Source organism: Rubrivivax soli, from assembly GCF_049810355.1.
In the GTDB taxonomy this organism is placed as follows: domain Bacteria; phylum Pseudomonadota; class Gammaproteobacteria; order Burkholderiales; family Burkholderiaceae_C; genus Rubrivivax.
In genome coordinates this window covers 873,323-897,164 of sequence record NZ_CP187368.1, presented here as the reverse complement: position 1 = coordinate 897,164, position 23,842 = coordinate 873,323, and the positions used below count along the sequence as shown (strand labels likewise).

22 protein-coding genes and 1 pseudogene are annotated in these 23,842 nt (G+C 66.4%); 9 read left to right on the top strand and 14 right to left on the bottom strand.

The features are described 5' to 3' along the window. The first annotated feature begins 14 nt into the window (after window positions 1-14). The gene (locus tag ACPOLB_RS03905; protein ID WP_425259988.1) at window positions 15-1,004 is read left to right on the top strand and encodes an SLAC1 anion channel family protein; all 990 of its coding nucleotides are present in this window, start codon (window positions 15-17) and stop codon (window positions 1,002-1,004) included. Window positions 1,005-1,006: 2 nt separating this feature from the next. On the opposite strand, the gene ACPOLB_RS03900 is transcribed toward ACPOLB_RS03905, so the two are convergent. The 7 genes and pseudogenes from ACPOLB_RS03900 to ACPOLB_RS03870 all read right to left on the bottom strand — a co-directional run bounded on the left by ACPOLB_RS03900 (window position 1,007) and on the right by ACPOLB_RS03870 (window position 11,097). Next, window positions 1,007-1,474, bottom strand: coding sequence for a DUF1348 family protein (locus tag ACPOLB_RS03900; RefSeq protein ID WP_425259987.1), 468 nt, complete (start codon window positions 1,472-1,474; stop codon window positions 1,007-1,009). A gap of 129 nt (window positions 1,475-1,603) precedes the next feature. Beyond that, entirely contained in the window at window positions 1,604-2,101 is a 498-nt protein-coding gene (locus ACPOLB_RS03895; RefSeq protein ID WP_425261868.1) for an IS5 family transposase, read from the bottom strand. Window positions 2,102-2,211: 110 nt separating this feature from the next. Then, a pseudogene (locus ACPOLB_RS03890) lies at window positions 2,212-2,367 on the bottom strand (transposase); the annotation flags it as partial. A 314-nt stretch (window positions 2,368-2,681) separates the two neighbouring features. Next, window positions 2,682-3,152 carry a hypothetical protein gene (locus ACPOLB_RS03885; protein ID WP_425259986.1) on the bottom strand — a complete coding sequence of 157 codons (471 nt, stop codon included), beginning with the start codon at window positions 3,150-3,152 and terminating at the stop codon, window positions 2,682-2,684. Between the two features lie 26 nt (window positions 3,153-3,178). Next, the gene (locus ACPOLB_RS03880) at window positions 3,179-8,629 is read right to left on the bottom strand and encodes an alpha/beta fold hydrolase (protein ID WP_425259985.1); all 5,451 of its coding nucleotides are present in this window, start codon (window positions 8,627-8,629) and stop codon (window positions 3,179-3,181) included. Window positions 8,630-8,633: 4 nt separating this feature from the next. Further along, window positions 8,634-10,442 carry a hybrid sensor histidine kinase/response regulator gene (locus ACPOLB_RS03875; RefSeq protein WP_425259984.1) on the bottom strand — a complete coding sequence of 603 codons (1,809 nt, stop codon included), beginning with the start codon at window positions 10,440-10,442 and terminating at the stop codon, window positions 8,634-8,636. Continuing rightward, window positions 10,420-11,097 carry a LuxR C-terminal-related transcriptional regulator gene (locus ACPOLB_RS03870; RefSeq protein ID WP_425259983.1) on the bottom strand — a complete coding sequence of 226 codons (678 nt, stop codon included), beginning with the start codon at window positions 11,095-11,097 and terminating at the stop codon, window positions 10,420-10,422. The genes ACPOLB_RS03875 and ACPOLB_RS03870 overlap by 23 nt, the downstream gene beginning before the upstream one ends. A gap of 913 nt (window positions 11,098-12,010) precedes the next feature. Between ACPOLB_RS03870 and ACPOLB_RS03865 the strand changes: the two genes are divergently transcribed. From ACPOLB_RS03865 to ACPOLB_RS03845, 5 genes are all read left to right on the top strand, one after another. Further along, window positions 12,011-13,051 carry a hypothetical protein gene (locus tag ACPOLB_RS03865; protein WP_425259982.1) on the top strand — a complete coding sequence of 347 codons (1,041 nt, stop codon included), beginning with the start codon at window positions 12,011-12,013 and terminating at the stop codon, window positions 13,049-13,051. 259 nt (window positions 13,052-13,310) lie between these two features. Further along, window positions 13,311-14,297 (top strand): hypothetical protein, encoded by a 987-nt coding sequence (locus ACPOLB_RS03860; protein ID WP_425259981.1) that lies wholly within the window; start codon window positions 13,311-13,313, stop codon window positions 14,295-14,297. A 3-nt stretch (window positions 14,298-14,300) separates the two neighbouring features. Further along, window positions 14,301-15,224, top strand: a complete 924-nt coding sequence (locus ACPOLB_RS03855; RefSeq protein ID WP_425259980.1) for a hypothetical protein — start codon at window positions 14,301-14,303, stop codon at window positions 15,222-15,224. A gap of 778 nt (window positions 15,225-16,002) precedes the next feature. Then, window positions 16,003-16,488 carry a single-stranded DNA-binding protein gene (locus ACPOLB_RS03850; RefSeq protein ID WP_425259979.1) on the top strand — a complete coding sequence of 162 codons (486 nt, stop codon included), beginning with the start codon at window positions 16,003-16,005 and terminating at the stop codon, window positions 16,486-16,488. Between the two features lie 89 nt (window positions 16,489-16,577). After that, window positions 16,578-17,453 carry a DUF932 domain-containing protein gene (locus tag ACPOLB_RS03845; RefSeq protein ID WP_425259978.1) on the top strand — a complete coding sequence of 292 codons (876 nt, stop codon included), beginning with the start codon at window positions 16,578-16,580 and terminating at the stop codon, window positions 17,451-17,453. Window positions 17,454-17,613: 160 nt separating this feature from the next. Here ACPOLB_RS03845 and ACPOLB_RS03840 read toward each other — a convergent pair whose 3' ends face one another. The 6 genes from ACPOLB_RS03840 to ACPOLB_RS03815 all read right to left on the bottom strand — a co-directional run bounded on the left by ACPOLB_RS03840 (window position 17,614) and on the right by ACPOLB_RS03815 (window position 20,231). Then, window positions 17,614-17,871: a type II toxin-antitoxin system RelE/ParE family toxin gene (locus ACPOLB_RS03840; protein WP_425261869.1), complete on the bottom strand. Its 258-nt coding sequence runs from the start codon at window positions 17,869-17,871 to the stop codon at window positions 17,614-17,616. 62 nt (window positions 17,872-17,933) lie between these two features. Beyond that, window positions 17,934-18,236 carry a ribbon-helix-helix domain-containing protein gene (locus ACPOLB_RS03835; protein ID WP_425259977.1) on the bottom strand — a complete coding sequence of 101 codons (303 nt, stop codon included), beginning with the start codon at window positions 18,234-18,236 and terminating at the stop codon, window positions 17,934-17,936. 66 nt (window positions 18,237-18,302) lie between these two features. After that, window positions 18,303-18,752, bottom strand: coding sequence for a hypothetical protein (locus ACPOLB_RS03830; RefSeq protein ID WP_425259976.1), 450 nt, complete (start codon window positions 18,750-18,752; stop codon window positions 18,303-18,305). Continuing rightward, on the bottom strand, window positions 18,749-19,498 hold the full coding sequence (gene stbB / locus ACPOLB_RS03825; RefSeq protein WP_425259975.1) for a StbB family protein: 750 nt from the start codon (window positions 19,496-19,498) through the stop codon (window positions 18,749-18,751). Before stbB ends, ACPOLB_RS03830 begins: the two co-directional genes overlap by 4 nt. Then, a complete protein-coding gene (locus ACPOLB_RS03820; protein WP_425259974.1) occupies window positions 19,495-19,749 on the bottom strand; it encodes a hypothetical protein in 255 nt (84 codons plus the stop codon). The genes stbB and ACPOLB_RS03820 overlap by 4 nt, the downstream gene beginning before the upstream one ends. A gap of 107 nt (window positions 19,750-19,856) precedes the next feature. Further along, the gene (locus ACPOLB_RS03815; protein ID WP_425259973.1) at window positions 19,857-20,231 is read right to left on the bottom strand and encodes a hypothetical protein; all 375 of its coding nucleotides are present in this window, start codon (window positions 20,229-20,231) and stop codon (window positions 19,857-19,859) included. A gap of 470 nt (window positions 20,232-20,701) precedes the next feature. On the opposite strand from ACPOLB_RS03815, the gene ACPOLB_RS03810 reads away from it, so the two are divergent. Together ACPOLB_RS03810 and ACPOLB_RS03805 are read left to right on the top strand one after the other, a co-directional pair. Further along, on the top strand, window positions 20,702-21,295 hold the full coding sequence (locus ACPOLB_RS03810) for a hypothetical protein (RefSeq protein WP_425259972.1): 594 nt from the start codon (window positions 20,702-20,704) through the stop codon (window positions 21,293-21,295). Next, window positions 21,292-22,257, top strand: a complete 966-nt coding sequence (locus ACPOLB_RS03805; protein ID WP_425259971.1) for a relaxase/mobilization nuclease domain-containing protein — start codon at window positions 21,292-21,294, stop codon at window positions 22,255-22,257. The genes ACPOLB_RS03810 and ACPOLB_RS03805 overlap by 4 nt, the downstream gene beginning before the upstream one ends. 119 nt (window positions 22,258-22,376) lie before the next feature. On the opposite strand, the gene ACPOLB_RS03800 is transcribed toward ACPOLB_RS03805, so the two are convergent. Next, complete coding sequence (locus tag ACPOLB_RS03800) at window positions 22,377-23,066, bottom strand: ImmA/IrrE family metallo-endopeptidase (protein ID WP_425259970.1); 690 nt, start codon at window positions 23,064-23,066, stop codon at window positions 22,377-22,379. A gap of 208 nt (window positions 23,067-23,274) precedes the next feature. Here ACPOLB_RS03800 and ACPOLB_RS03795 point away from each other — a divergent pair, with 208 nt between their 5' ends. After that, complete coding sequence (locus tag ACPOLB_RS03795) at window positions 23,275-23,802, top strand: hypothetical protein (RefSeq protein ID WP_425259969.1); 528 nt, start codon at window positions 23,275-23,277, stop codon at window positions 23,800-23,802. Window positions 23,803-23,842 lie beyond the last annotated feature (40 nt).

The following is a 23,842-nucleotide window of genomic DNA, read 5'->3' as shown; positions in this document are numbered from 1 at the left end:
GCGATGAGGAATGAATGGACGACGATTCAACAGCGTCTGCGATGACGCACGACCTGCGTCAATTTCCCGCAAGCCTGTTCGGGTCGGTCATGGGTGTGACTGGGCTGAGCCTGGTGTGGCGGTCCATGCACATGCACTTCCAGTCGCCAGCCTGGATCGCCGACGCCTTGGCTGTCGTCGCTGTTGCGGCTTTTGTCGTGATTGGTACTGCCTATGCAGCAAAGATCGCGATGGCACCCGAAGCTGTCCGGGCGGAGTTCGAGCATCCGATCGCCGGCAACACGTTCGCCACGTTCTGGGTGAGTCTGCTACTGCTGCCCATGATCCTTGCGCCGTTCAGCCTGTGGCTGGCTCGCGCGCTGTGGCTGATCGGCGCCGTGGGCATGACCGTGCAGGGGTGGCTCATCGTGACCCGATGGCTGACGCAGCGGCACGAACGAGCGCACGCGACGCCCGCCTGGATCCTGCCGGTGGTCGGCTTGCTCGACTTGCCGCTTGCCGTCCCGGTGCTGGGCTGGCCGCAACTGCACGGCGCCATGGAAGCAGGGCTCGCAATCGGGCTCTTCTTTGCCATCCCGGTGCTCACGCTTGTCCTCGCGCGCCTGATCTTCGAGGAACCACTGCCGCACGCGCTGCAGCCGACGTTGATGATCTTGGCTGCGCCGACCGGTGTTGGCGTATCGAGCTACGTAGCCACCACTGGCGAAGTTGATCTGTTCGCGCGCTCGCTCTTCGCCGTCACGCTGTTCCTGTTGCCAGTGCTGCTGGGCAGGCTGCGCCACCTGTCGAGTTGCTGCCCCTTCAAGTTCGGGTGGTGGGCTGTGAGCTTTCCGATGGCGGCGTGCGCCGCATCGGCGCTGCGCGTCGCACAAGCCGAGCCCGGCTGGGCGACCGAGGCCATTGCGCTGGCACTGACAGGGCTGTCCACGATCGTCATCACCTGGCTGATTTGCCGGACCGTGTCCGGTGTCGCCCGGGGGGAACTGCGCACGCTCTCGGCCTGACATCAGAGCCCCAGGTCGCTCAACCCGGGGTGATCGTCAGGGCGGCGGCCCAGCGACCAGAAGAACTTGCGCTCCCGCTCGGAGATGCATTGGTCGTTGATGCTTGCGTGGCGGTTCACCATCAGACCCGCATCGTTGAACTCCCAGTTCTCGTTGCCGTGGCTGCGGAACCAGTTCATGGAATCGTCGTGCCACTCGTAGGCGAAGCGCACGGCGATTCGCGTGCCGCCGAACGACCACAGTTCCTTGATCAAGCGGTAGTCGAGTTCGCGTCTCCACTTGCGTTCAAGCATCTCGATCACCGCAGGCCGTCCCGAAAGGAACTCGGCTCGATTGCGCCAATGCGTGTCCTCGCTGTAGGACAGTGCAACGCTCGCGGGGTTGCGGGAGTTCCAGCGGTCCTCCGCGAGGCGGACCTTTTCGATGGCGGACTCAAGTGTGAAGGGGGGCAGGGGCGGGCGAGGTTCCATGGAGATCTCCAAGCGCATGAAGAGGCAAACGAGGGTCCTGTTCGGGACCAGGATCACTGTTGGCCCATGCTGCCCCAGCGACCACCCGCCTCGGACGCACGTCTACTTGCCTTCTTCGGCTAGGGCCTGTTAACACAACCGCAGGCCGTCAGCGATCAGCGCGAAGCTGATGAAGGCGATGAACATGACGTCGAGCTTCTCGAAGCGGGAGAAGATGCGGCGGTAGCCCTTGAGCCTGCGGAACAGGCGCTCTACCTCGTTGCGACGCTTGTACATCGCCCGGTCGTATTCCCATGGCTCGATGCGCGTGCTGAGTGGGGGCACGACGGGGACGAAGCCCAGATCGAGCGCAAGCTGCCGAGTCTCGTTGCCCTCGTAGGCGCGGTCCATGATCAGGTGAAGAGGACGATTGGGCGGCCCCAGCCGCTTCAACAGCTCTCGTCCCTCGGGTGCATCGTGCGCCTGGCCTGGCGACAGCGAGAACGTTATGGCCGTGCGTGCGTCCGCAGCGAGGAGGTGGATCTTGGTGTTCCAGCCACCGCGGGACTTGCCGATAGCCTGCGGACCGTTTTTTTTCGAGCACCAGTGCCGTCCGGGTGCACCTTCACGCTGGTGCTGTCCAGGCAGACGGACTCGATCTTGATCTGCACGACCTGCGCACGCTGCAACTGCTCAAACGCCTTGTCGAGCACGCCGGACTTGGCCCAGCGGCTCATGCGCGTGTAGATCGTGTGCCAATTGCCAAACCGCTTGGGCAGACCGCGCCACTTGCAGCCGTGCTCGGCCACGTAAAGGATTGCGTTAAGCACTTGCAGATTCGACAGGCTGACGTTGCCTCGCTGGCGGGGCAAGCAGTGTTCGATCTGGGCAAACTGCGCTGCGGTGATCTCCATGGCCGCAGTGTCAAGACAATGCGGCTTCGGCGCAATTAGTGTTAACAGGCCCTAATCGACAGTCGTCTGAATTTGAGGCGCCGGCCGCAAGGCTCGATGAAACGCAGGCGCACTTGGTGTAGCTGGAGTTGCTAGTTGGCGGCGAGCGCTATGACCTGAGCGGGCCTTCGCACAGCGAGCATCCGCGGCATGTTGCGGCGCGAGCGCAACCGGTGCTCATCGCCGGTACGGGGGAGAACAACCCTCAAACCTTTGCGCAATACTTCACAGCGTTCGCACAGGGACTGCGCAAACGAAAGAGTGCGCGCGCCGCGTCATGCCCAGGGGTTGGGGCTGAACGTGCCAGCGACCTCGATCAGGCAGTCGTGACCACCCAGCATGCCTTCCGAGAACATGCCGCTGCCAGCCAGGCGGATGCGCCCATTGGCGCTGTCGGGCGGCGCGCCGCTGACGCTGTAAGCACCAAGCTGGTAGGTCCGCTGGTCAAGCCTGATCTTCAGCTTCGAGTCCAGCAGGGGCAAGTCGAACAGGCACTTCAGGTCGATGTGCATATGGCCCTGTGCGGCGTCGTGTTGGCCGGCGGCGTCGAAGCGAAGCGTAATGACCACGTCTTCGTCCAGGATCTCGAGCCGGCCCTGCTTACCGAAGTGGTCGCGCTTGATCACCCACGTGCCTGCCGGCTCGAAGGTCGCGATGAGCGGGATCGCGCCTTGCGCCGGTTGCACCTCGAGTTCGTAGGTGGTGTAGAGATTTACGTTGCCGTTGAAGACATGTTCGGTGGGCATGTTTCTCTCCTGAAGGTGAATGGTGATCAAGACAGCACGATGTGGCAGTCGCCTGCCGTCGTGGCGTCCGAACGCAGGCTGATGCGCAGCGCCAGACGGCCCGACTTCGCATCGCACTCAAGCTGGATCAGGGCGTACGCGTCGGCGGCTGAAAGGGCCTCGAGCTTCACCGTGCCGCGTAACGGCGAGCCGGTCAATCCCAGATCGACCGCGCCACCCAGGATCAGGTCCTCGGGACGCTGGTTGGCGAAGGGCCAAGGCGCGTAGGTGCCCGATGACACCACCGACACCACCCGGGGTGCAGCTTCGCCCTCAAAGGTGAAGCTCGACACCGACGACAAATGCGAGTCACCAGACAGGAACACGACACGCCGGATGCCCTGGTCGCGGATCGCGCCCAGCAGCCGGGCGGTGGAGGCCGGGAAGCCGCTCCAGGCGTCGGACCGGAGTCGCTCGGCAACTGACAGCGCGACAACCCGCTCCGGGGGCAGGATCGGCACTGGCGACAGGATGAACTTGGCGCATTCCTTGACGGACTCTGCCCCGAGTTCGGCAATCAGTTGGTCCAGCGAGGCTTCGGGAAGAATGTGCGCGTGCTCTAAGGTCGAGGCCGACCGAGGGTCTCGTTGGCTGCGCGTGTCCAGCACCCATAGCGGCGCGCCGCCTGGAAATAGCCGGTAACCCAGCGTCCCCGCCCAACCCTCGTCGGGTGCCAGCTTGCGCTGGAAGCGGTCGAACGCGTCCAAACTGGCCTGCAGACGCTCGGGCTGGCGGCCCGGTGCACCGCCGTGGCCCGGCCAGTTGTCGCCCACCTCGTGGTCGTCGAGCATTGAGTAGACTGGCAGACGGGCGACCACACGCCGGAACGACGCGCCCAGCCAGTTCAGCTCGTAGTGGCGGTCGAAATCGGCCGCGAGCACCTCGGAGTTTGTGGACGGCGCCATGCCCGGATCGAACACGCCGGCCTGGGCGTCCACGTAGACCTGGTCGCCCGCCAGCAGCAAGAACTGCGGTGGTTGCTCGCGATGCTGCAAGTCACGCGCGAGGCGATCCCAGGTCGCCTGGGCCGGGGCCTGGTCCAGCAGCCCGGGCGGGTACTGGCAGCTTGCAAGGGCGAAGCGCAGTGTGCCGCCGGGCGCCATAGGGTGAGGCGCGCCCCGATCCACGGCCTGCCTCACGCTGCTCGACAAGCTGAACAGGCAACGCTCCCACTCGCGCTGGGCTCGATGCTCGTCGAACCACCGCTGGATCGCCTTATCCACGTCGGGCCAGAGCGCGCGGCCCCCCGCAAGCCAGTCAATCCGCGCGCCGTACTCGACCATGTCCTGCTTCTGCGCCAGTGCATCGAGCTGCGTACCCAGGAGCATGTCTTCGTGCAGCGTCATCAAGGCGAAGGTGTCGATGGTCGTGGAGTGCCAGAGGTCTAGCGCCGCGAGGTTCAGGTCCCAGTCGAACATCCCGATGCGTTCGTGAGTCGAGGGCCATCGCACCCAACAGCCACCGGGCAGTAGCTGCGGTCCGTCCTCGGCCCAACGCAGCGGCACCACGGCCACACCATTGACCCGCGCCCTGCGCGGCGAGGCCTGCACCCAGACGCGGGCGCGCAGCCGGCCAGGCGAATCGGTCTGGCGCAGCCATCCCAGAACCGGCCCCAACCACGGCGGCTCCGGCTGGCGCTTCTGCGGGTCCGACGGTGGCCCCGATCTTGCCGCGACGAAGTCATTGTCATCGACGCGGCGCAGGAACTGCGTGACCACCGGGAACACGTCGCGATGCGCGTGTTCGCCCATCACGCAGTCGAGATGGCCGTAGGTGGTGAATACGTGGAGCTGCAGGCGCTGGTTGGCGCCATACACATGGCGCGGACTTGGCGTTGGCAACACGCTCGGCGCCTCCCACAACTCACCGCGCATGTGCCGCAGCAGGCGCCAGCTGCGCAGGCTGCCACGCCAGTCGAAGACGCGGTTGTTCTGACCGTGCAGCATCAGCAGCGGAAAGCCGAAGCGCTTCTGGAGAGCATCCCGGTCCATCACGGCGTTGAAGCCGCGGGCACTGACCAGCATCTCGTGGCGCGCAAAGTGAATCGCTTGGCCGAGCATCGTCGTCTTCGACCAGCCGAACAGCGCTTCGAGCCGGCCCAGGGTAGCCGGCGCCATGTTGGCGAGCTCGAACAGCTGGCCGAAGATGGCGTCGGCGCGGTGGCGCACAGCGCGAAAGCCGGTGAGTTTCAATTCGCCGGTCTGCAGTTCGAACTCGCGCTGCGACTCGCCGTCGGGGTAGGGGAAGGTGCTGAGCAGCGCATCAAGCAGTCTCGCCGGCATACCACGTTCGACAGCGCTCCAGTTGGCCTTGCACTCCGCATCCATTGGCGCGCTCCGGTACTCGGGCGCGGTGTCGAGCTCCTGCACGTCGAGAAAGCCGCGCAGGTAGCTGCCCACATAGCCCCGTAGCCGGTTGAGCGGGCTCAGGCGCGCCAGCGGCCCCACCTGGGACAGCACGGCGCTGCGCACCCGGCCCTGCAAGGCAGGTTCACCCATCACGGCCATGCAGAACATGACCGCGCCCATGCAATGCGCGAACACGTCTACCTGCGCGTCGCCGGTCTGTTCGAGCACCTTGGCGATGGCCTGCGGGATGTCGCGCTCGCCGATGCTGTCCACGGTCCAGCTGTTGGCGTCGGGCTGCTGGCGGCCGGCCTCGTTGGCGATGCTGCTGCGCAGATCGAGCACCCAGACATCGCGCTTGTTCTGCAGCAGGGTCTGCGTCAGGTTGATGAAGCTGGTGTCGGTGTAGCTGGAGCCGGACGTGCCGAGACCGTGGATCAGCACGATGGGCGTTGCGACTGAATCGTCGGGCCGGTAGCGCGACAGGCACCAATCGCCGCATTCCCCGTAGGAGGTGGGCACGATGCCGCTGACCTTGCCCGGCTTGCGCTGATCCAGCAGCGTGGATTGCGCTTTGCCGATCTTCTGGTCCATCAGCTTCCACAGCGTCGGCAGCGCCAGGCGCAGCGTGAACAGCACGACGGCCGCCAGGTCGTCGATCGCGTCGGGCATGCTGCTCAGGCGCGCGGCCGATAGCAGCGGGTCGCGTCGCCGCGCCAGGTCGCCAAGGTCGAGCGCCCAGCGGCCCACGCAGGCGCCCTCCAGCTTCACTTCCATCTCGGACAGTTGGCGCCACAGGCTCGCTTGTTGATCGATCGTCCTGCCGGGGTCGGCGCCGAAGCGCTTGACGCCCTCGATGCGGTCGCCGATGCGAATGCCGATCTTGGCCGGGCCGCTGACCGATTGCACGCCCAGGCGGTAGACCAAGCGCCAGCGCGGATCGAGTGTGTCTTCTTCGCCGGGCAGGTCGGTCGGGGCCTGGGAGAACAGGTCCACCTGACCGGCGAGTTGCACCACGCAGAGGTCCGCGTCTTCTCTCTCGCTGTCGTCGAAGCTGAACTCGGTCGTGTTCTCGTCGGCCGCGCGCAGTCTGAGTTCAGCTCGCCGAACACCCAGGACGCGTTCTTGCAGCGCCAGGGCCTTACGCAAGCCGGGGACGGGGTCGAACTCGATCTCTAGTCGCGCCCAGTAGATGTCGTTGCCCAACACTGTCAAGCCTTGAACGCGCTCGCGCAGGGTCCATACAGTTTCGGCGGGTGCGATTTCGCGACGGCGCGTGACGGGCCGCTGCGGGACATGCAAGACGGCGCCGTCATTCCACGCCGTCAGGCACCACTGGCCCATCAACAAGGGCAGGGCGCGCTCGGCCAGCGCCGTGATGGTCAGCGCCGGATTGATGCCCAGCGATCGAGGCACGATGCTGCCATCGAGCACCACCAGCGTCTCGTGAACGCCACCGTCAGCCTTGAAGGCCTGTCCCCGGTCGTTGACCACCCCCGACACCGCGTCCGCACCCATGCCGCAACCGCCCAACGGGTGGACCGTGACGGTGACGGCGGTCGCCAGGCCGGCGGAAACCAAGTCCTGGCCCGGCACCACTCGCGCCGGGTGAAGTGGGTCGGGACGGGTGGTGTCTCCGACCGCGCCGCGCACCCAAGCGCGCATCTGCTTGTAGAGCGACAGCTCGCCTACGTCTTTCCAGTCGATGCGGGCGCCGCCTTCGACGGCAGGCGCCATCCCCGGCGGCGCCGCCGGCAGCGAGAGGGTGCCGCTACTGCCGGCGCTGCCGGCCCCCTCGTCTCCCATCAGGCCGTACAGGCTCATGTGGCCGATGGTCTCGCCGCTGACGGCCACCGCGCTGGTGCGCTCCACCGCATCGAGCAGCGCCACGATTTCGCCGAACACGTTGCGCAGCGCGCCGGGAACGGCGAACTCTTCGATCACGAACGAGGGTCGGTCTTCGGTGGCCGGCACCCGGTGCAGCCCAGTGATGGTGGGGCCGACGCGGCGCGCGAGCGGATCTGCCGGATCCGTTTCCTGATCCGCAGCCATCGCCACGCGTTCGGGATGACCGACGCACGCGACGATGCTGTCGCCGTTGGTCGAGAAGCCCTGGCCCAGGCGAGGCGACAGCGCGAGCTGGGCCGACGAGCGAAGCAGGATTTCGGAGCTGCCCAGGCTGCCCGCTGCCAGGACCACCTGCCGTGCACGCAGCGCGAAGGCCTCGCCACTGGGGGGGCGCAGCGCGGGCTCGGTGTAGTGCCAGCGTACGCGCCAGCCTCTATCCTCCTCGTCGCGTTCGATCGACTGCACCGCCGCACCGCAGAACAGTTCAGCCCCGCGCTGGCGCGCGAGCGCCAGATAGCTGGTGTCGAGCGAGCCTTTGGCGCCCTGGTTGCAGCCGGTCAAGCAGTCGCCGCACATCGTGCACGGATTCATCTCGATCCCGGCGGAGCTCTTGGCGTTAGGCACGAAGTTGACGGTGAGCGGCGCGCGCAGGTCTTCGCCGCGTCGGGCGGCCATCCGTTCGAGGATGTCGAGCTTGCGCAACTTGGGCGTGGCCGGAACTGTCTGCACGCCGAGCATCCGACGCGCCTGCTCGAAAGGAGCCTGCATTGACGCCGCGTTGATGGCCGCGGGCCAGCCGCTGTCGAACACCGCAGCTTCGGGCTCCGCCATCACACCGGCATTGATCAGCGAGCCGCCGCCCAGGCCATTGCCCAGCAGGACGGACACGTCGCCACCAAGGCGAAGATCGAGCAAACCCTCGGAGCGACCGCGTGCAGGCAACCCGTCTTGGCGGCTGAAGCGCACATGGCCCGGCAGCTCTGAGAAGCGCGAAGGAAATCGTCCTGGCTGGTGTTCCGCGCCACGCTCCAGCAGCCAGACCACGGCGCGGCGCGGCTGGCCATGTTCGTCCGTCTGGCCGTCGACTGTGGCGCCGGCCAGGCGCGCCGCCGCCACCGCGCCCCCGTAGCCACTGCCAATGATCAGCACGTCGCAATCAAACGCGTCGGGGTTGGGCTTGTCGGCCAGGTGACGTGCCAGCCTCTCGGCGCCCATCGAGAGCCAGGCATGCGATCGCATCGACATGGGATCAGACTCCTTGCGCCGGCTGTCGCGCGGCGGCCGCGTCGGCCAGGGCGTTGTTGATCGCCGTGGCCAGCAGTGCGTCGGTCACTGGTTTGCGCAGCATCGGAACGCCTTCTTGTGCTGCCAGTTCGCGCAGTGCCGCCGAGGTGTCTGCAGAGACTATAAGCGCAGCCAGCCCGGGGCGGCGCTGCCGCAGCCGGGCCACAGCCTCGAGGCCGTTCATGTCGTCGGCCAGGCGAAAGTCCACCAGGGCCACTTCGATGCCGGCGGTGTCGAGCGCAGCCTCGGCCTGTCGCAAGTTGGCCGCCACGCTGACCTCGCAACCCATCGAGCTCAGCGCAGCCCTGTAAGCCGAGCGCACCGCCTCGTCGTCGTCAAGCACCAGCACGCGCCGCGCCACCAGACCAGGCTGCCACGGTGCCGACTCCATCACCGGTGCCGATGCTTCGGCGCTGATCGGCACGCGCAGCGCGAAGCAGGTGCCCTCGCCGAGCCGCGACTCCACGCCGACCTCGATGCCGAGCAAGCGGCACAGGCGCCGCACGATGCCCAGGCCCAGGCCGTGGCCGAGCGCGCGGTCGCGCCGCGGGTTGTGGAGCTGTGTTAAGTCCTCGAACACCAGAGCCTGGTCGGCTTCGTCGATACCGCGTCCGGTGTCGCGCACGCTCAACTCGATGCGCTCGCCGACGCGGCGCGCGCCAAGTTCGATCGAGCCGCGTTCGGTGAACTTGAGCGCGTTGTCGAGCAGGTTGGCCAGCACGCGCTGCAGCATCTGCGCGTCGCTGAAAACGGTGGCGCCCGGCTCAGCGTGCCAGTTCAAAGCTAGCCCTTTGGCCTGCGCGGCCGGGCGTTGGCGCAGGCACAGGCCTTCGAGCAAGCGCTCGACCGAGATCGGCCGCAGGTCCGGAGCAACTGCACCGGCTTCGAGCTGGGAGATGTCGAGCAGGGCGTCGAGCATGCGGCGCAGCGCGTCGATGCCAACGCCAATGTCGTTGGCGATCTCGCGCGACGGCTCGCTCATCGCCATGCGCGACAGCGCGCCGCAGTTGAGCGCCAGGCTCTGCAAGGGTTGGCGCAGGTCGTGGCTGGCCGCGGCCAAGAAGCGGCTCTTGGACAGATCGGCCGCCACCGCCGTGTCGCGCGCGGCGGCTAGGCGGGCGCGCTCCGCGGTGAGGTCGCTCAGCAGTTTCGCGTTCTCCAGCCGCATGCGATACGAGTCAGCGAACATGCGCATGTTCTGTTGCGCGAAGCGCACCTGCACGCCGAAGAACAGCACCACGAGGCCGGCTACCGTCCAGTCCAGCCAGTCACCGCCGCCCAGGATCCAAAGCACGCACAGCGGCAGCGCGATCCCGGCCGCGAAAGCCACCAGCGCGGGCACCAGCGTGAAGGTGGTCGACACGGCGCCGGCGCTGAGCGACATCAGGATCATCGTCAGGATTGCATCGAAGGCGCGGTCGGTGTGCATCATGAAGATGGAAGACGCACCGTAGGCCGCGCCGAGGGCGAGCGTCCAGCCGGTCGTGCGGCGCAGGCGCTCGGCGATGGGGGCGGCGCCGCGATTCAGACGCAGCAAGCTCGCGGCACGCGTCTCGCGCACGAGGATGGTCGCCGCCAGCCAGACCAGCACCAGGATGAGCGGCGCGCCGCCCGCGTGGGCGATGGCGCCGATCACCAGTGCGATGGTGGTCATCTGGAAGCGCAGCGCGGCGCTATAGCCCACCAGCACCGAGAGGCGCTCGCGGTCGAAGGCCTCGTCCGCGAGTGCGTCGGCAGCGCCGAGGCACGCCTCAGCCCAGGGCGGCCACCGCATCGGCCTGTAGCACGCGACACAGCGCGCCCACGCGGTTGCGCACACCCAGGGCCCGGTAGACCATCGACAGGTGCACCTTCACCGTGCCTTCGGCTATGGTGAGCTGGCGCGCAATGATCTTGTTGGGCAGCCCTTGCAAGGCCAGCTTGAGCACCTGGCGCTGGCGCGGCGTGAGGTCGTTGTGCAAGAAGAGGACTAGGTCCTCGTTGCGTACTTCGTCAGCGCTGCGGTCTCGCACCACGTCCTCAGCGAACAGAAACTCGGCCGGTACATAGGTCTTATGGCGCAACACCAGCGCGAGCGCAGCCGACATCTCGGCTTCGCCGTAGGACTTCGGAATGAAACCCGCCGCGCCTGCCTCTAGCACCTCACGAACGCTGTCGCTGCCACATTCGGCCGAAAGCATACAGACCACAGCGCCCTCGAACGCAGCTTGCACTGCGCGCAGCGCTTGTAGCCCCGACATGCCAGGTAGGTGGTAGTCCAATAGCACCAGATCGAACGCTCGATCGGGCAGCGCCAGTGCGCTGTCCAGGTCACGCACTGCCGCGAAATCGAGCACCCCCCCACTGCCGGAAACGCGGGCCACGCCTTCGCACAAGCGCTGCGTTCCCTTCCAAACGAGTTCGTGGTCGTCGACTAAGAGTACGCGCACCGATGCCCCTCCATTGCCGTGAGCAGGCCGCGCCCGAAGCTTTTGCCGCGCGACTTCTTCTTGCCACGCAGCTTAACGCACCAGGCACTGCGCGTCTCCCGCTTCGGCATAAGCCTAAGTGTTAGGACGAACGCACAGGGTTCGTGAAGACCGAGGTAGTAGGGGCGCCACCAAACCCAGCGTGCGGCTGCGCACCTCTTCTGTGCCGCCGGTGAAATTGCTCCGTAGGCGCAAACCGAGCGTGTTTGCAACGTATCTCACTCTTCAGTCTCCAACTCTCGGCCTTGCTCCCCGCTGCGCGGGCTGCCCCCTCGCTTCACGATCCGTCGCCTGGCGACCTCTAGGGTTTGCCAGTGCATCTCCCAGAACAGGCGAGATGGAAGCCATCTGCTGCTGGTGGATTTCGATCCGGCCAAAGACATCGAACCAGTTTCGTTGATGCTGCCGCGCGTTTGACGCGACGCCACTCGCTCCGTGGACGAAGGGCTTAGTCCTCCGGCTAGGCCCACGGAGGAATACCGCCACTCCAGCTTCGCGCGGACAGTATCGGTGCGCATCTGAGCGCAACCACAACCAAAGCGAGGACCCTATGGAGAATCATTTGAACGTTCTTGGTGCGTGCAGCGCACGCCGCGGAGGCTGCGCCGTCCGCCGACGAACTGACCGTCGGTGCGATCAGCGTGCCCAGACCCAGTCAGCGTGAGACCGCCACGCCGGTCTCCAGACCGTACTTCAAGCTCGTCACCCCGGCCGACGGACTTCACCCCAACGTGAGTATCGAAACCGAACAACGCCAAGAGCCACTGGAGATGCCTGGGCGGGTATTAATCCGAAAGACCTTCTGAGTCTGTCCTTCGGTCAAAAAAACTCGATTGGATCGGGATCCTCATTCTTCAACTGCACAGGAACAACCATGTTTCACATGATTCATCCCTTAGCCATCGCAGCCTCTTTGCTGTTCTCAGTGAACGTCGCTACGGCGCAAGCGCAGGCCGCTCAACCGGTGCCTGCAACCAGTATCGGTAGCGAAGCCAAGGAAGCTCGTGAGTCCATTGAACTACTCGGTCTCGCCAAGGAAGTCATCGTGTCCGGCAAGATGATTTACGACGCCTACTTTCTCGGCGCCGACACTCTCGTCTTCGAGCCGGGCGCTGAACTCGTCTTCAGCGACAAGGCCATCAAGACGCGCAACAACTTGATTGTCGCGGCGCGCACGATCGTCATGAAGGACCAAGGCAAACCCGGCACGATCAGTTGGGCTCGTGGCGATGGTCCTACGGGCGCGGCACCTGCGTCGGGTCAAGCTCCTCGGGGGCCCGACGGCAACGGTGACGGCGTGTCGGGTTTGGCGGGACAGCCTGGCGCCACAGGCCTCCCCGGGCCGCTCGGTCGCAACGCGCCGAACTTGACGTTGTTCGTTTCTGCCATGAAGGGGGCGCCGCCAATCGTCGATCTTCGGGGCCAGCCGGGCGGCAAGGGTGGGACCGGCCAAAGGGGGGGAGACGGTGGCGCAGGGCAGCAAGGGCGGCCTGCGTCTGGCGGAATTGTCGATTGCAAGAGGGGTGCCGGATTCGGCGGCAACGGTGGCACAGGTGGAGCAGGAGGGACCGGTGGAACGGGAGGGACCGGTGGCACCGGCGGCACTGTGACCCTCGTGTCAATGCCGAGCGCCTTTCCTGCGCTGCTTCAGATGGTTCGAGCCGACGTTGGTGGCGGAGATGGTGGCCCTCCCGGAGATGCTGGCTCCGGCGGCGCGGGCGGTCGAGGTGGCGCTCAAGGTGCGAAGGCTCTGCCATTCTGCAAGGACGAGCCCGGGCGCCGTGGTCGCGACGGAGGTGCGGGGCCCGTGGGGAGTTCCGGCAACAAGGGGGCAGTTGGTAGTCAGGGAGATCTCTTCTACACCACGTTGGAACAGTCTGCGTTCGACAAAATCTTCGATGTTCCAAAGCCCTGAGGTATTCGCGGAACAGGTTAGGACAAGTGGCAGGGCCTCCTTGCGAGGCTCCGAACTGCTGCCTGGCCGATGCTGATGGCCGCTCGGTTCGACAGAACTCAGCCATGGAGGTCGATTCGGCCATCGGACTTCATCAATCCGCGTCGAGTACTGCGTTGTGCAGACTATTCCTAACTAAGGCCTTTCCGTGGCCTATTCAATACAGGTTGTTACTATGGAATATCAACATCCAAGCGGGCAATTGACCGGAGAGAACGCGATGAGGATGAAGATTGACGCTCGAGATAGGGGCGCCCTTTCGCGTGCTGGATGTACGGCACTTTGCGTCGCGGCCTCACTGGCACTGCAGGCATGCGCCACCGCGAAAATGGTCAAGGGCGCGGGATCGGAGGTTCAGCAGGGCAACATCGGGACTGCGCTGTATTTGGGGACCATGGGCGTGGCCATGGGCGCGATCTACGACGTGTTCACGTTCGGTGGTCTGTTGGCGCCGGACAAGACGGAGCCATCCTCTTCGACCGGCTCAACCACCACCTACCCGGCGGCGACGCCGGCCAAGACCGACTTAGAAGTCGCGCAAGGAGACTTGGAGCGCGCCGAGCGCGACCTGTCACTGAACCAAAACGCGCAGCTATTGCTCGCGGCGCTGGGTAAGGACACGAGCCAACTGGCGCTGCAAGAGCAGTTGCTCCAGCAGAGCGTGGACAAAGCGCAGGCGAAGGTCGACAGCCTGTCGGCGGGCAGCACTCTGTCTTCCAGCTCCACTAGCAGCGATTCGGCCGGCGCCTCGCAGGTAGCTCTAGAGTCAGATTCCGGATCGGGGCACGCTGGCGGCGCGTGTAAGACGACGCTGGCCCACTTGGCGCCTAGTCTGCCGCAATATGACGTCGCAGAGATTCAGGAGACGCGCACGGCGATCGTCAGCGAGGACCTGCGCGTGGCAGCGCGCAAGGCCAAGTCGATGGGCCTGAGCACGGCCGACGCGGCCTCGCAGTCGCTGCAGGCGGCCAACAACGCAGATCAGCAGGTCAAGGTGGCGGCCGAATGCATCCGCAACTTTGCGACGTCGCCCGAGCAAGTGATCCGAAGCTTGGAGCAAGGAACGTTCCAGTTTGGCGGGGGATCGATCGGTCAGTTGAACATCAACGAGAGTTGTGCCGCACAGTACGTAGTCCTGAAGTACGCGGCCATCGCAACGCGGGAGAGCGCAGTGCAGATGGCGTGCCTCGCGCGCTCGAACCATTAGGCCATGCTTGCCCGGTATGCCAGGCTCGTGTGCAGCGCGGCGCTCGCGCTGGCTGCTCTGGGCACGGCGTTGGCGGGCACGGTGCCGCCGGGGCCTCCCAATCCGCGTTCAGGCGACGAGTGCGTGGCAGCCTACGAGCCGTCCTTCAGGCAGCAATACGCCTCGGGCGGCGCCTGCACGCGGCAGTGCGATCGAATCTGGCGCGAGGGAGGTCGCGGCTGGGAGTCGCGCTACACCGCCTGCTACAACCAGTGTGGCGCGAAACGGAAGGCTGAACACGCCGAACTCATGAGTGCGCGCGAAGCATGCTTCGACCGCGCCAAGCAGGGACAGCAAGAAGTGCGTCAGAAGCTGGCCGAGGGAATGGAGCTGGGCCGAAAACTGCTAAACAAGGCCGAACAGGCCCACGAGATCGTGAGCGACCCCACAACCTTCTTCGCCACGAAGGTGGAGGAGCGCGTCAAGAACGGGCTGTTCGGCAAGGAGCCGGAAGCGAAGCGGACCACGATCCAGAACGAGGTGTTCCGCTACACCGTGATCCAGGCGAAGTACGGGCTGAAAGCAGCCAGTGAAATTCACGGCAATGACATCATCACCGGGATCCAGCAGGGCTCGTTGGACAGGATCGTGGCCATCTACGATGACGCTTTCAAGCAGATGGAGGCGGCAGTCGGCGACGTGAACAGTATGTCGCGCGATGTCGAAGCGAGCTACCGGTCCACCGGTCGCGCCTATAGCCCGGCCACAATGGGCAAGTACTCGGCACTCTTGCGCGGCGGGCCGCTTCCGGGGAAGGTCTCGAAGCCGGCGGATGGGGCCGGCACGTCTGGGGAGTGCGCGGTCTTCAACGACCCGCAGCGCTCCAACGACCTGATGATGGCCGACTCGAACCGCTGGACCGCATTGCTCAGACGGTGCAAACAGTAGGCCGACCCGAGCGCGAAACGAGCTCATAACAGGCGCCCGAAGGCGCGCCGTGACGCTATGACAAACCGCTCGGAAAAGAACTAGGATGGGCTTGGCCGCGAAGAGCAGTTGCCAAGTCAGGCCGGCGGAGCCGGCTGAAGCACGCTGCGGCCCTTTCCCGTGCCCGGGGCACGCGGGCCCTGATTCCTTCACGCTGCGCGTGAACGAGGCCCGCTTGGCGAACTGACCGGCTTGCAGGTCGCTGCGCTGCGCTTCGCTCGGTGCGGCGCCGGCCAGATCGCCACCCCGGTCACCCGCCAAACCCGTAGCCGGGCCGCTGAAGACCGAGTGCAGTGAAGTGCTCGCAGCGGCTCGACCGCCGCGCCATTCGCTGCGCTCGGTGTCACGTCGGCCGCAGAGCCGCCGCTGTTCGTGATCGTTCGGTCGGCTGCGCTGCAACCGCTGCGCCAGACGAGCTGGCACAGCGGCCGCGACGCTGCGCCGCCCGTGGGGAGGTGGCAGCCCGTGCGCCAGTCGTCCCACCGCGCTCCCCCGACTGCGCCCCCGTCGAATTGCGAGGGGGACTTGTGGGGGGATCTTCAAGCGGTGGGCCGGGAAACCGGCTCACTGCTTCGGCTGCGATGAACACCACCCATCCCCAACCCCTTCCCGTGAGGGAAGGGGCCATGCCCACCCCCCGCCCGCCCGTGGGCGGGAGCAAGGGAGTCCGAGCGAGAGGATCAGTTTTCAGGGAACCCGGACCGGGACCCGGCTGGTTGCTCTCGACAAGGAGTTCACCATGGCAAACGTTTCAGTGATCCAGCGCCACGCGCACCTGGCCGGGGCCGTCAAGCTCGAATTCGTCAACGGCCGCGAAGGCAAGATCGCCAAGGCTGTGCTGACCGCGATCAGCAACACGCGGCGCGCGAGCCGGGATGGAGGCGAGGCGCGCGAGGAGGAGTCCACCGCGATCCAGTGGACGCTGTGGGGCAAGCAGGCCGAGAACGCGGCCGAGTACCTGGGCAAGGGCTCGCACGTCAACATCGTCGGCCGGCTGCGCAACAACAACTACGAGAAGGGCGGCGAAACCGTCTACGGCATGGCGTTCACGGCCGAGGAGATCGACTACCTGGACAGCCGTGCCGAGTCCGAAGCCCGCCGCAACGGTGGCCAGGAAGGCGAGGGCGCATCAAGCCCCCGCGGCGGCGCAGTCACGCAGTCCGCAGCCGCCGGCACCACCCGCAAGGCTCGCAGCGCGCGCCAGCCGGCGCACGCCGACGCCTGAACCCGCATCGGGTGGGCGCCATCTTGGTCATTTGGCCGACGAGCCGCGCCCGCCCTTCGAACCGCATTCATTGATCGAAGGAAACCACCATGTACTCGACCCCGACCCTGGCGACCCGCTTTGCCCGCAACAGCCGCGTGATGCGCGGCGACCAGCCCCTGAGTGAAGACCAGATGCGCGCCGCCGCACCGTCCATCTTCGCCGAGGGCAAGCACGCGAGCCGCTCCGAGCGCTACACCTACATCCCCACCATCGATGTCCTGCGCGGCATGCGCAAGGAGGGCTTCGAGCCCTTCATGGTCGCCCAGGGCGCCAGCCGCATCGAAGGCAAGGCGGAGTTCACCAAGCACATGATCCGCATGCGCCACCACCGTGACAGCAGCGGGCAGGTGCAGACGCGACCCGAGGCGAACGAGATCATCCTGATCAACAGCCACGACGGCGCCAGCAGCTACCAGATGCTGGCCGGCATGTTCCGCTTCGTCTGCTGCAACGGCCTGGTGGTGGGCGAGGTGGTGGAGGACATCCGCATCCCGCACAAGGGCAACATCCAGGGCGAGGTGATCGAAGGCGCGTTCCGCGTGCTCGACGAGTTCGAGGCTGTGAACGAGCACACCGAGGCGATGAAGGCGCTCCAGCTCCAGCCGCCCGAGGAGATCGCCTTCGCGACGGCCGCGCTGGCGCTGCGTTTCGGCGAGCGCGCGGTGGAGGAGGGCGGAGGCCACGCGCCTGCGCCTGTCACCGCTGCGCAATTGATCGAGGCGCGGCGCCCCGAGGACGCCGGACGCAGCCTGTGGAGCACCTTCCAGCGCGTGCAGGAGAACGTGATCCGCGGTGGCCAGCCCGGCCGCAGCGCGCAGGGGCGCCGGCTGCAGACCCGACCCGTCGGCAGCATCGACCGCGGTGTGAGCCTGAACCGCGCGCTGTGGATGCTGGCCGAGGAGATGCGCAAGCTGAAGGGCTGAGGGCCTGACCGCATGCCGGCCCGGCGACGGGCCGGCAGTGCCTGCCAGAACGCGCGGGCCGGCTTGCGCCGGCCCGCGGGAATACCGGCGCCGCGCTGGCCTTCGGCCGCGCGGCGCCCCGACCACGCGCGCATCGCAGCCGCTTCCTCGGTTGTCTGGCTCAGGTGTCCCCGCCTTCCGCCAGCGCCTGCTCGAAGTCCTGGCCACCGTAGAGCACCCCAAGGCTCGAGACCAGCCGCGCGTCGTGGTCCACGGTGTACGCGATCACCGTGCGGCCTCTGTGGTGGGTGACCCGCAGCCCTGATCGGATGTCTGCGCGCGAAACGCCCCGCAGCGGAAAGATCGAGAGTCCCTCGCAGGTCTCGATCACTGCGCTGGTGTAGTGATCAGCGACCGCCGGCGACCTGCGCTCGGCGATGTAGCGATACAGCTCTTCGATCTGGTCGGTCGCCTCGGGTGCGTAGACGACGCCGTACGGGGTCAGGCCTTGGCCGGCACCTTCTTCGTCGCTTTCGTCACTGCTTTGGCGTTGGCGGCGGCCAGGCGCGCCTTGACGGCGCCGACCGCCACTGCACGCGATGGATCGGCCTTGAGCTTGTCGTAGGTGGCGGCCACGTCCTTGCGCAGCCAGTCCTCGACGACCCGGTCCCGTGCCAGCAGGACGCGCAAGCCGTCGCGGATCACTTCGCTCTCCGTGGCGTACGCGCCGGCCGCGACCTTCGCCCGCACGGCCTCGGCCATCTCGTTGGGCAGGGTGATGCTGAACTGCTGGGTCGAGCGCATGGTGGTTTTGGTGTGGGGCGTAGGATTGAATCCTACACTAGCGTCGGCGGCTGTGCGCAAACGCGTTCACCGAACCCACAGCGTGATCGCCAGCGTCCACGTGGCCGCCGATGCTGTCGCCGCGGCTGCCGCATGGGTCAACCATGGCTCCCAGCGCGGCCGCTGTCGCGCTTGCAGCGATTGCAGGCGCTGCAGCGTGGCTCCCAGGTCGGCACCAAAGGCGACCCTCGCTGCGTCGGCCATGGCGCGACTCTGCAGGTCCGCCGACTGCCGCGCCGCCTCCTCGGAGCGCGCCAGGACGTGCTTCACCGCGACGACCTTGGCCTTCTCCGTCAAAGCCAGGACCTGGGTCTCGAATGCGGCCAGTTGACCCGCGAGCCCGCTGTGCGCGTCCGCCAGTTCCTGGCGTGACCGATCCAGCGCCGGGGCCAACGCTTCGACCTGTCGAATCAGCTTGGCGGCCTCGCCGAGGGCCTCGACAATGAGCACCTCGCGCGTCGTGTTCGGGTGCGTCATGCTGCGGGCTCCGCCGCCTGGCCCGCCTGGCCCGCCTGATGCGCGAGCCGGTGCAGGTCCAGCGACTCGAAGCACGCGTCGAGTTCGGGGATCACGCCCCGTGCGAGCCGCTGGATCGCGAGGCGGTGCGCCAGCGCCAGCTTGTCGGCCTGCACGCTGGCTTTGGCAATCGCTGCCTTGTAGTCGGTCGTGTCGGCGGCCAGTTCGGCCAGGGATTGGCCTGTGCCGCGAACGAGTGCGTAGACCTCGTTGAAGGAGATGCATGCCGCCTGGCGAGGTTGCACCACGCCCGTCGAGGCGCAGTACGCGAGCAGCGTGTCGAAGGTGCGGTCGATCGGGCTGTCGTCGTCGACCTGGTTGAAGACCAGGCGCAGCCTCACCGGCGGCACGCCGATGCGTGCCAACTCCATCAACGTGGCCGCCGTGTCCTGCTGCTGCTTGCGGGTCGGCACGGTGGGCACGATGAAGCCGTCGAAGTCCTGCTGGCTGTCGCGGTAGCGGCGCATCAGCTTGAGCAGGTCTTCGACGTTGCTCGCACCGATGTCGATCACGACGTTGTCGACGCTCTGCAGGAACTCCTGCAGCTGTGCGAACTGCCGGCCACGGATCGTCACGGACTGGCCGTCGTCAGCGTTGATGCTCTCGACCGCGACGACCTGGCAGCCTGGGATCCGAGGCGCGAGCAGGTGGCGGGCGACCGTCGTCTTGCCAACGTTGCCCGAGAAGTTGATGACGGCGAGTCTCATGAGCGCTCCTTGGCTGGAAGCAGTGGGTTGCTGGGGTTTGCGTTGAAGAACGCTTCGGCGATCTCGCGACCGGAGGCACTTCGCGTACGGGTCGAAGACGTGGCCGGAGCGCCAGCGATTGCCACCGGCGCCGACAGCACTTGTTGCTCGTCTCCGATCCGTCGCACCACCGTGGCGTCGAATCCTTGTCGCGCCGCCTCGCGCTTGACGGTCGTGAGGCTCACATCGACGCCGGCGTCCAGCAGTGCCATCCGGATGGCGGAGAAGGTGTAGCCCGCGTTCCGCAGTCGACGGATGTCGACCGAGAAACGCAGCGCCTTGCGATCTGCACGGCCTAGCGGAAGCTTTGGTTCCAATGTCACGTGACCGACCCGGTACCGCGCACTCGGCGCAAGACTCGGAACAAACTGGCCAGCAAGCCGACGCGCGGACGAATGCCGGTCGCCTCGGCATTGGGCTCGCCGCCGTTGCCGCTGGCTGGCCCACTCGGCGGGGCAGTCGTCGTTTGAACTGCTTCCGGGACTGACGCAGATCCAGGCTCGACGCCAGGTGAAGGCGCGCTATGCGCTGCAGCTTGCTCGGCGCGCGCGTACTCGAGCTCCCACTGCGTGGGTGGACGCTTGGCCTCACGGATGACGGTGCTGAGGCTGACCGAAACACCTGCATCGAGGAGCGCCAGCCGGATCGTCTCGTACGTGTGACCTTCCGCTCGCAAGTTGCGGATGTCGTTCACGTACCGCCGTGCCTTCCGCTTGGCGTGGCCCGGTGGGTTTCTGGGTTGGAGCCGCATGAGCCAGGTGCGCGTTCAAGTCGTGGATCCAGTTTGGTTTCGCCGGGCCATGTAGGGCGCGATGAATTCGGCCTAAGAATCGCCGGGCGGCTCCGACAGTGCAGCCTCGGTCCGGCTCTGGTCCGGCTCTGGTCCGACTTCGGTGCGAACGCAGTCCGGTCTCGGGCCGGACTTGGCCCACTTGCCGCGCGCCCCAGTTCTCCTCTGGTCCGGCTCCGGTCCGCTTTGGGTCCGGGCTGCGTCCGCACGCGGTCCATGCGTTCGGCTGGCCCGTGTGCGGGGCGATGATTCTTGGGCCGAAATCATCGGTCCTGTGACCTCGATTCGAGTCGAGACTGAAGGCATTGGTGAGTGCAGAGATAGGCGCGGTGGCGCCGTTGTCTGACACGCTCCGCATGTCAGGAGGCTCGGGTATGGCACCCTCGTCACGTGATCGACTGAGCGTCGATCTGCATGGTCTGAAAGCCGCGCTCGTTGAGCGCGCGCGGCTGGCTGGTACGTCGCCATCGGGTTGGGTCCGGGCGACGCTTGCAGAGGCTCTGACCGGCCCTGCCGAGCCTGCCGGCGAGGCCAGAATTCCTCGCCTCCAAGCGCGTGTCGCGAGCCGCGTGCGGCTGACCTTGCGCATGTCCCGCGCTCAAGCATCTGCGGTCCTGGCTGCTGCCCGCATGGCAGGACAGCCTCCGGGCGACTTCATCGCTGACCTGCTGGCGGGGCGACCGGTACTGATGCCGGCCAGCGAACGCGCCGAAACCCTTGGGGCGCTGATCGCGGCGTGTGCCGAGCTGTCCACGTTCAGCCGTAACCTGAGCCACCTGGTGTCGCTACTGCGGCAAGGTGCCTTCCGGCCTGCGGAGGAGTGCCGGCCGATGTTGACCACGTTGAGCATCGACGTACGCGAGCACCTCGATCACCTCACCCGTGCGCTCGTCGAGCTGCAGCCCCGACGGGGCAGCGGGATGCAGCAGCGCCGCAGCGGCCCAGCGCAGCCAGGAGCACGGTCATGAGTCAAGGTCCAAACGTCGACGGCGTCCTGCTGCAGTGGGGCGACCGGCTCTTCTATCCGGGCAACCGGATCGTGCACACCCGACCGCAACCCAAGCTCAGCGGTCTCGCCGCGCATCAGCGCGCCGCCGTCATTCGCGCGCGCATCGAGGCGACCGTAGTGCGCCGGGCGCCGCAGGTGATGGTGAAGGTCACGGGCGGCGGGCGCGGCATGAAGGCCATCGCAGCCCACTTCAGGTACATCAGCAAGAACGGACGCCTCGACATCGAAGACGATCGCGGCGAAATCTCGCGCGGTAAATCAGCGCTGCACGGGCTGGCGGAAGACTGGCGCTATGGCGGAACCTTCATTGACGACATTGGCGATCGTCGGGAGGCCTATAACGTCATGCTGTCGATGCCGAGAGGGACCGATCCGCTGGCCGTTCAGCGCGCGGCGCGCGAGTTCGCCAAGGCAGAGCTCGCGGACCACAAGTACGTCATGGTCCTGCACGACCATCAAGCCAATCCGCACGTGCACATCAGCGTTCGGGCCGAGTCGAGGCACGGCAAGCGCCTGAATCCGCGGAAGGCTGACCTGCACCGGTGGCGAGAGACTTTTGCCGAAAAGCTGCGCGATCAGGGCATCGAAGCCGAGGCGACCCGCCAGGCGACCCGCGGGCGCGACAAGAACTACGACTCCCTGTGGCGGCTGAAGGCCCGCCAAGATGGGCGCCTGCGGACGACGCGCCCGGGCTCCAAGGCCAGTGCCGCGGCGAAGGCGACGCGAGCGCAGGCCATCGAAGCTTGGATGCATGTGGGCAAAGCACTTGCAACATCAGGGAATGCCGAAGACCGCAAGCTAGCGGGCGATATTGCTGCGTTCATCAAGGAGATCCCGATCAATCAGGCGGCCGCTCCGCAAAGGACCGCGCCCGAGGTGGCGCCGCAGTCAAGGTCAACCAACATTGGCCCCGAGCGGTAGGGCGCCTTGGCGCGAGCTCAACCGCGACGCTCATGGACATCGGCGCCCCTCAGCGGTCACGGCCTCAACGCCGTACGGCTTGTCTGGTCGCGGGGAGGTGGCGCTCCCTGGCGTTCCTATCACGCGGGCAGGTACGGGGTCACGAGGTTCAGCTCTTCGAGCCGGATCGCCATTGCCGTCGGTGACACGCAGAAGAAGGACGCCAGAGACGGAAACCGCAGGCGGTCGAACTGCTGAGCACGGGCGACGCCCTCGGCGAACAACAGCGACCCTCGCGGTGCCGAGAACACAGCGTTCAGGTCCAGCTTGAGGTGATAGGCAACCGTTTCCGTCAGGGCCAGCGGGCGCTTGGTTCCGAATCGCTGGTCGAACTCGCGAATGACCGCGTTGCGAGGCATCAGGAGGCAGGCGGCGAAGTAGTCGGCTTCGCGCTCGATCGGCGGGCGGTTCGGGTGCGGTCCGTGAACCGGGCGTTCGCGGTGCATGGTGCGCGAGCCGACTGACGGGTGCAGTACGTAGTGACCGATCTCGTGGGCGGCAGTGAAGCGCTGCACCTCGTACGGGAATCGCGTCGATACGAGGATCGTGTTCCAGTCGCGCTGCCAGAGGCCCGCCGCTTCGCCGCCGCCTGCGTAGTCGGTGTCGAGCCGAGGCCGCTCGTCGTAGGACAGGCCGCAGTGGTCGGCAACATTGCGGGGATCGAACAGCGTAGGGATCCCGGGCACGCCGAACTCGTAGCGGCGCTCGCGCCGACTGTAGATTTCCGTTTGGAGGCGGCGAGCCTCCCGTTCGATGCCTGGCTTGTTCATGGGACCTCGCTGGCGGTAGGTGCGACGCGCTCCCATCTGGCGTCCACACACTACCCATAGTGTACCATTGGGTCTCAGGACGCTATATATGGGTCTGTCCGGCATGCCGTCTTGAGGGAGTTGGCCGCCAGCCTTCGTCGGAACTACGGGGCGCTCGTGCCTGGTCGCCGGCCCGGGTTACTCGTGTTCATTGGAAGGATGTGGGCGCATGGACGAACTGACCAACATCCTGCAAGAGGCAACCCGGAGCATTGGGCCAGCGTTCTTCCGCGTGCCGATCGATGGCGGCGCGCCTGTCTACCGCGAGCGCACCTACTGCTACGAGCTCTATCACCAGATGCGCAGCATCTGGACGCCGGGCTCGCCGTTCACTCTCAACGGCGAACTGGACAAGCGCGGGCACCCGCTTCTTGCGGCGTACGCGCTGGATGGCTCGATCCCTGACTTCCTCGTGCATCAGCCCGGCCGCATGGACGGGAACCACGCGATCATGGAAGTGAAGACCGAGCGGGCTCAGGCAGGCGGAATCGCCAACGATCTCATCAAGCTCGCGCGCTTTCGCATGGACGCCGGCTATCAGCGCGCGCTGTACCTGGTGTTCGGAGAGGACGTAGCGCCGGCGCTCGCCCGGATCCAGGCTGTGGCTGCCGCGAACCCTCCGCCGTGCGCTATCGAGGTCTGGGCGCATTCAGCGGCCGGTGCCCCGGCGCATCAGGCTGCTCTGCTTGGGGCGTGAGTTCCTGCCGAGCGGCTAAGATCGTCGTTGATGCTGTATG

What these genes read in the sequence shown, in the direction of transcription:
- ACPOLB_RS03805 (WP_425259971.1), top strand. Translation starts at nt 21,292, where the DNA reads ATGAGTCAAGGTCCAAACGTCGACGGCGTCCTGCTGCAGTGGGGCGAC.
- ACPOLB_RS03865 (WP_425259982.1), top strand. Translation starts at nt 12,011, where the DNA reads ATGTTTCACATGATTCATCCCTTAGCCATCGCAGCCTCTTTGCTGTTC.
- ACPOLB_RS03800 (WP_425259970.1), bottom strand. Translation starts at nt 23,066, where the DNA reads ATGAACAAGCCAGGCATCGAACGGGAGGCTCGCCGCCTCCAAACGGAA.
- ACPOLB_RS03885 (WP_425259986.1), bottom strand. Translation starts at nt 3,152, where the DNA reads ATGCCCACCGAACATGTCTTCAACGGCAACGTAAATCTCTACACCACC.
- ACPOLB_RS03880 (WP_425259985.1), bottom strand. Translation starts at nt 8,629, where the DNA reads ATGTCGATGCGATCGCATGCCTGGCTCTCGATGGGCGCCGAGAGGCTG.
- ACPOLB_RS03875 (WP_425259984.1), bottom strand. Translation starts at nt 10,442, where the DNA reads ATGCGGTGGCCGCCCTGGGCTGAGGCGTGCCTCGGCGCTGCCGACGCA.
- ACPOLB_RS03845 (WP_425259978.1), top strand. Translation starts at nt 16,578, where the DNA reads ATGTACTCGACCCCGACCCTGGCGACCCGCTTTGCCCGCAACAGCCGC.
- ACPOLB_RS03905 (WP_425259988.1), top strand. Translation starts at nt 15, where the DNA reads ATGGACGACGATTCAACAGCGTCTGCGATGACGCACGACCTGCGTCAA.
- ACPOLB_RS03860 (WP_425259981.1), top strand. Translation starts at nt 13,311, where the DNA reads ATGAGGATGAAGATTGACGCTCGAGATAGGGGCGCCCTTTCGCGTGCT.
- ACPOLB_RS03855 (WP_425259980.1), top strand. Translation starts at nt 14,301, where the DNA reads ATGCTTGCCCGGTATGCCAGGCTCGTGTGCAGCGCGGCGCTCGCGCTG.
- ACPOLB_RS03810 (WP_425259972.1), top strand. Translation starts at nt 20,702, where the DNA reads ATGGCACCCTCGTCACGTGATCGACTGAGCGTCGATCTGCATGGTCTG.
- ACPOLB_RS03900 (WP_425259987.1), bottom strand. Translation starts at nt 1,474, where the DNA reads ATGGAACCTCGCCCGCCCCTGCCCCCCTTCACACTTGAGTCCGCCATC.
- ACPOLB_RS03820 (WP_425259974.1), bottom strand. Translation starts at nt 19,749, where the DNA reads ATGGCACTGCTGGACGCCGGCGTCGATGTGAGCCTCACGACCGTCAAG.
- ACPOLB_RS03850 (WP_425259979.1), top strand. Translation starts at nt 16,003, where the DNA reads ATGGCAAACGTTTCAGTGATCCAGCGCCACGCGCACCTGGCCGGGGCC.
- stbB (WP_425259975.1), bottom strand. Translation starts at nt 19,498, where the DNA reads ATGAGACTCGCCGTCATCAACTTCTCGGGCAACGTTGGCAAGACGACG.
- ACPOLB_RS03795 (WP_425259969.1), top strand. Translation starts at nt 23,275, where the DNA reads ATGGACGAACTGACCAACATCCTGCAAGAGGCAACCCGGAGCATTGGG.
- ACPOLB_RS03835 (WP_425259977.1), bottom strand. Translation starts at nt 18,236, where the DNA reads ATGCGCTCGACCCAGCAGTTCAGCATCACCCTGCCCAACGAGATGGCC.
- ACPOLB_RS03830 (WP_425259976.1), bottom strand. Translation starts at nt 18,752, where the DNA reads ATGACGCACCCGAACACGACGCGCGAGGTGCTCATTGTCGAGGCCCTC.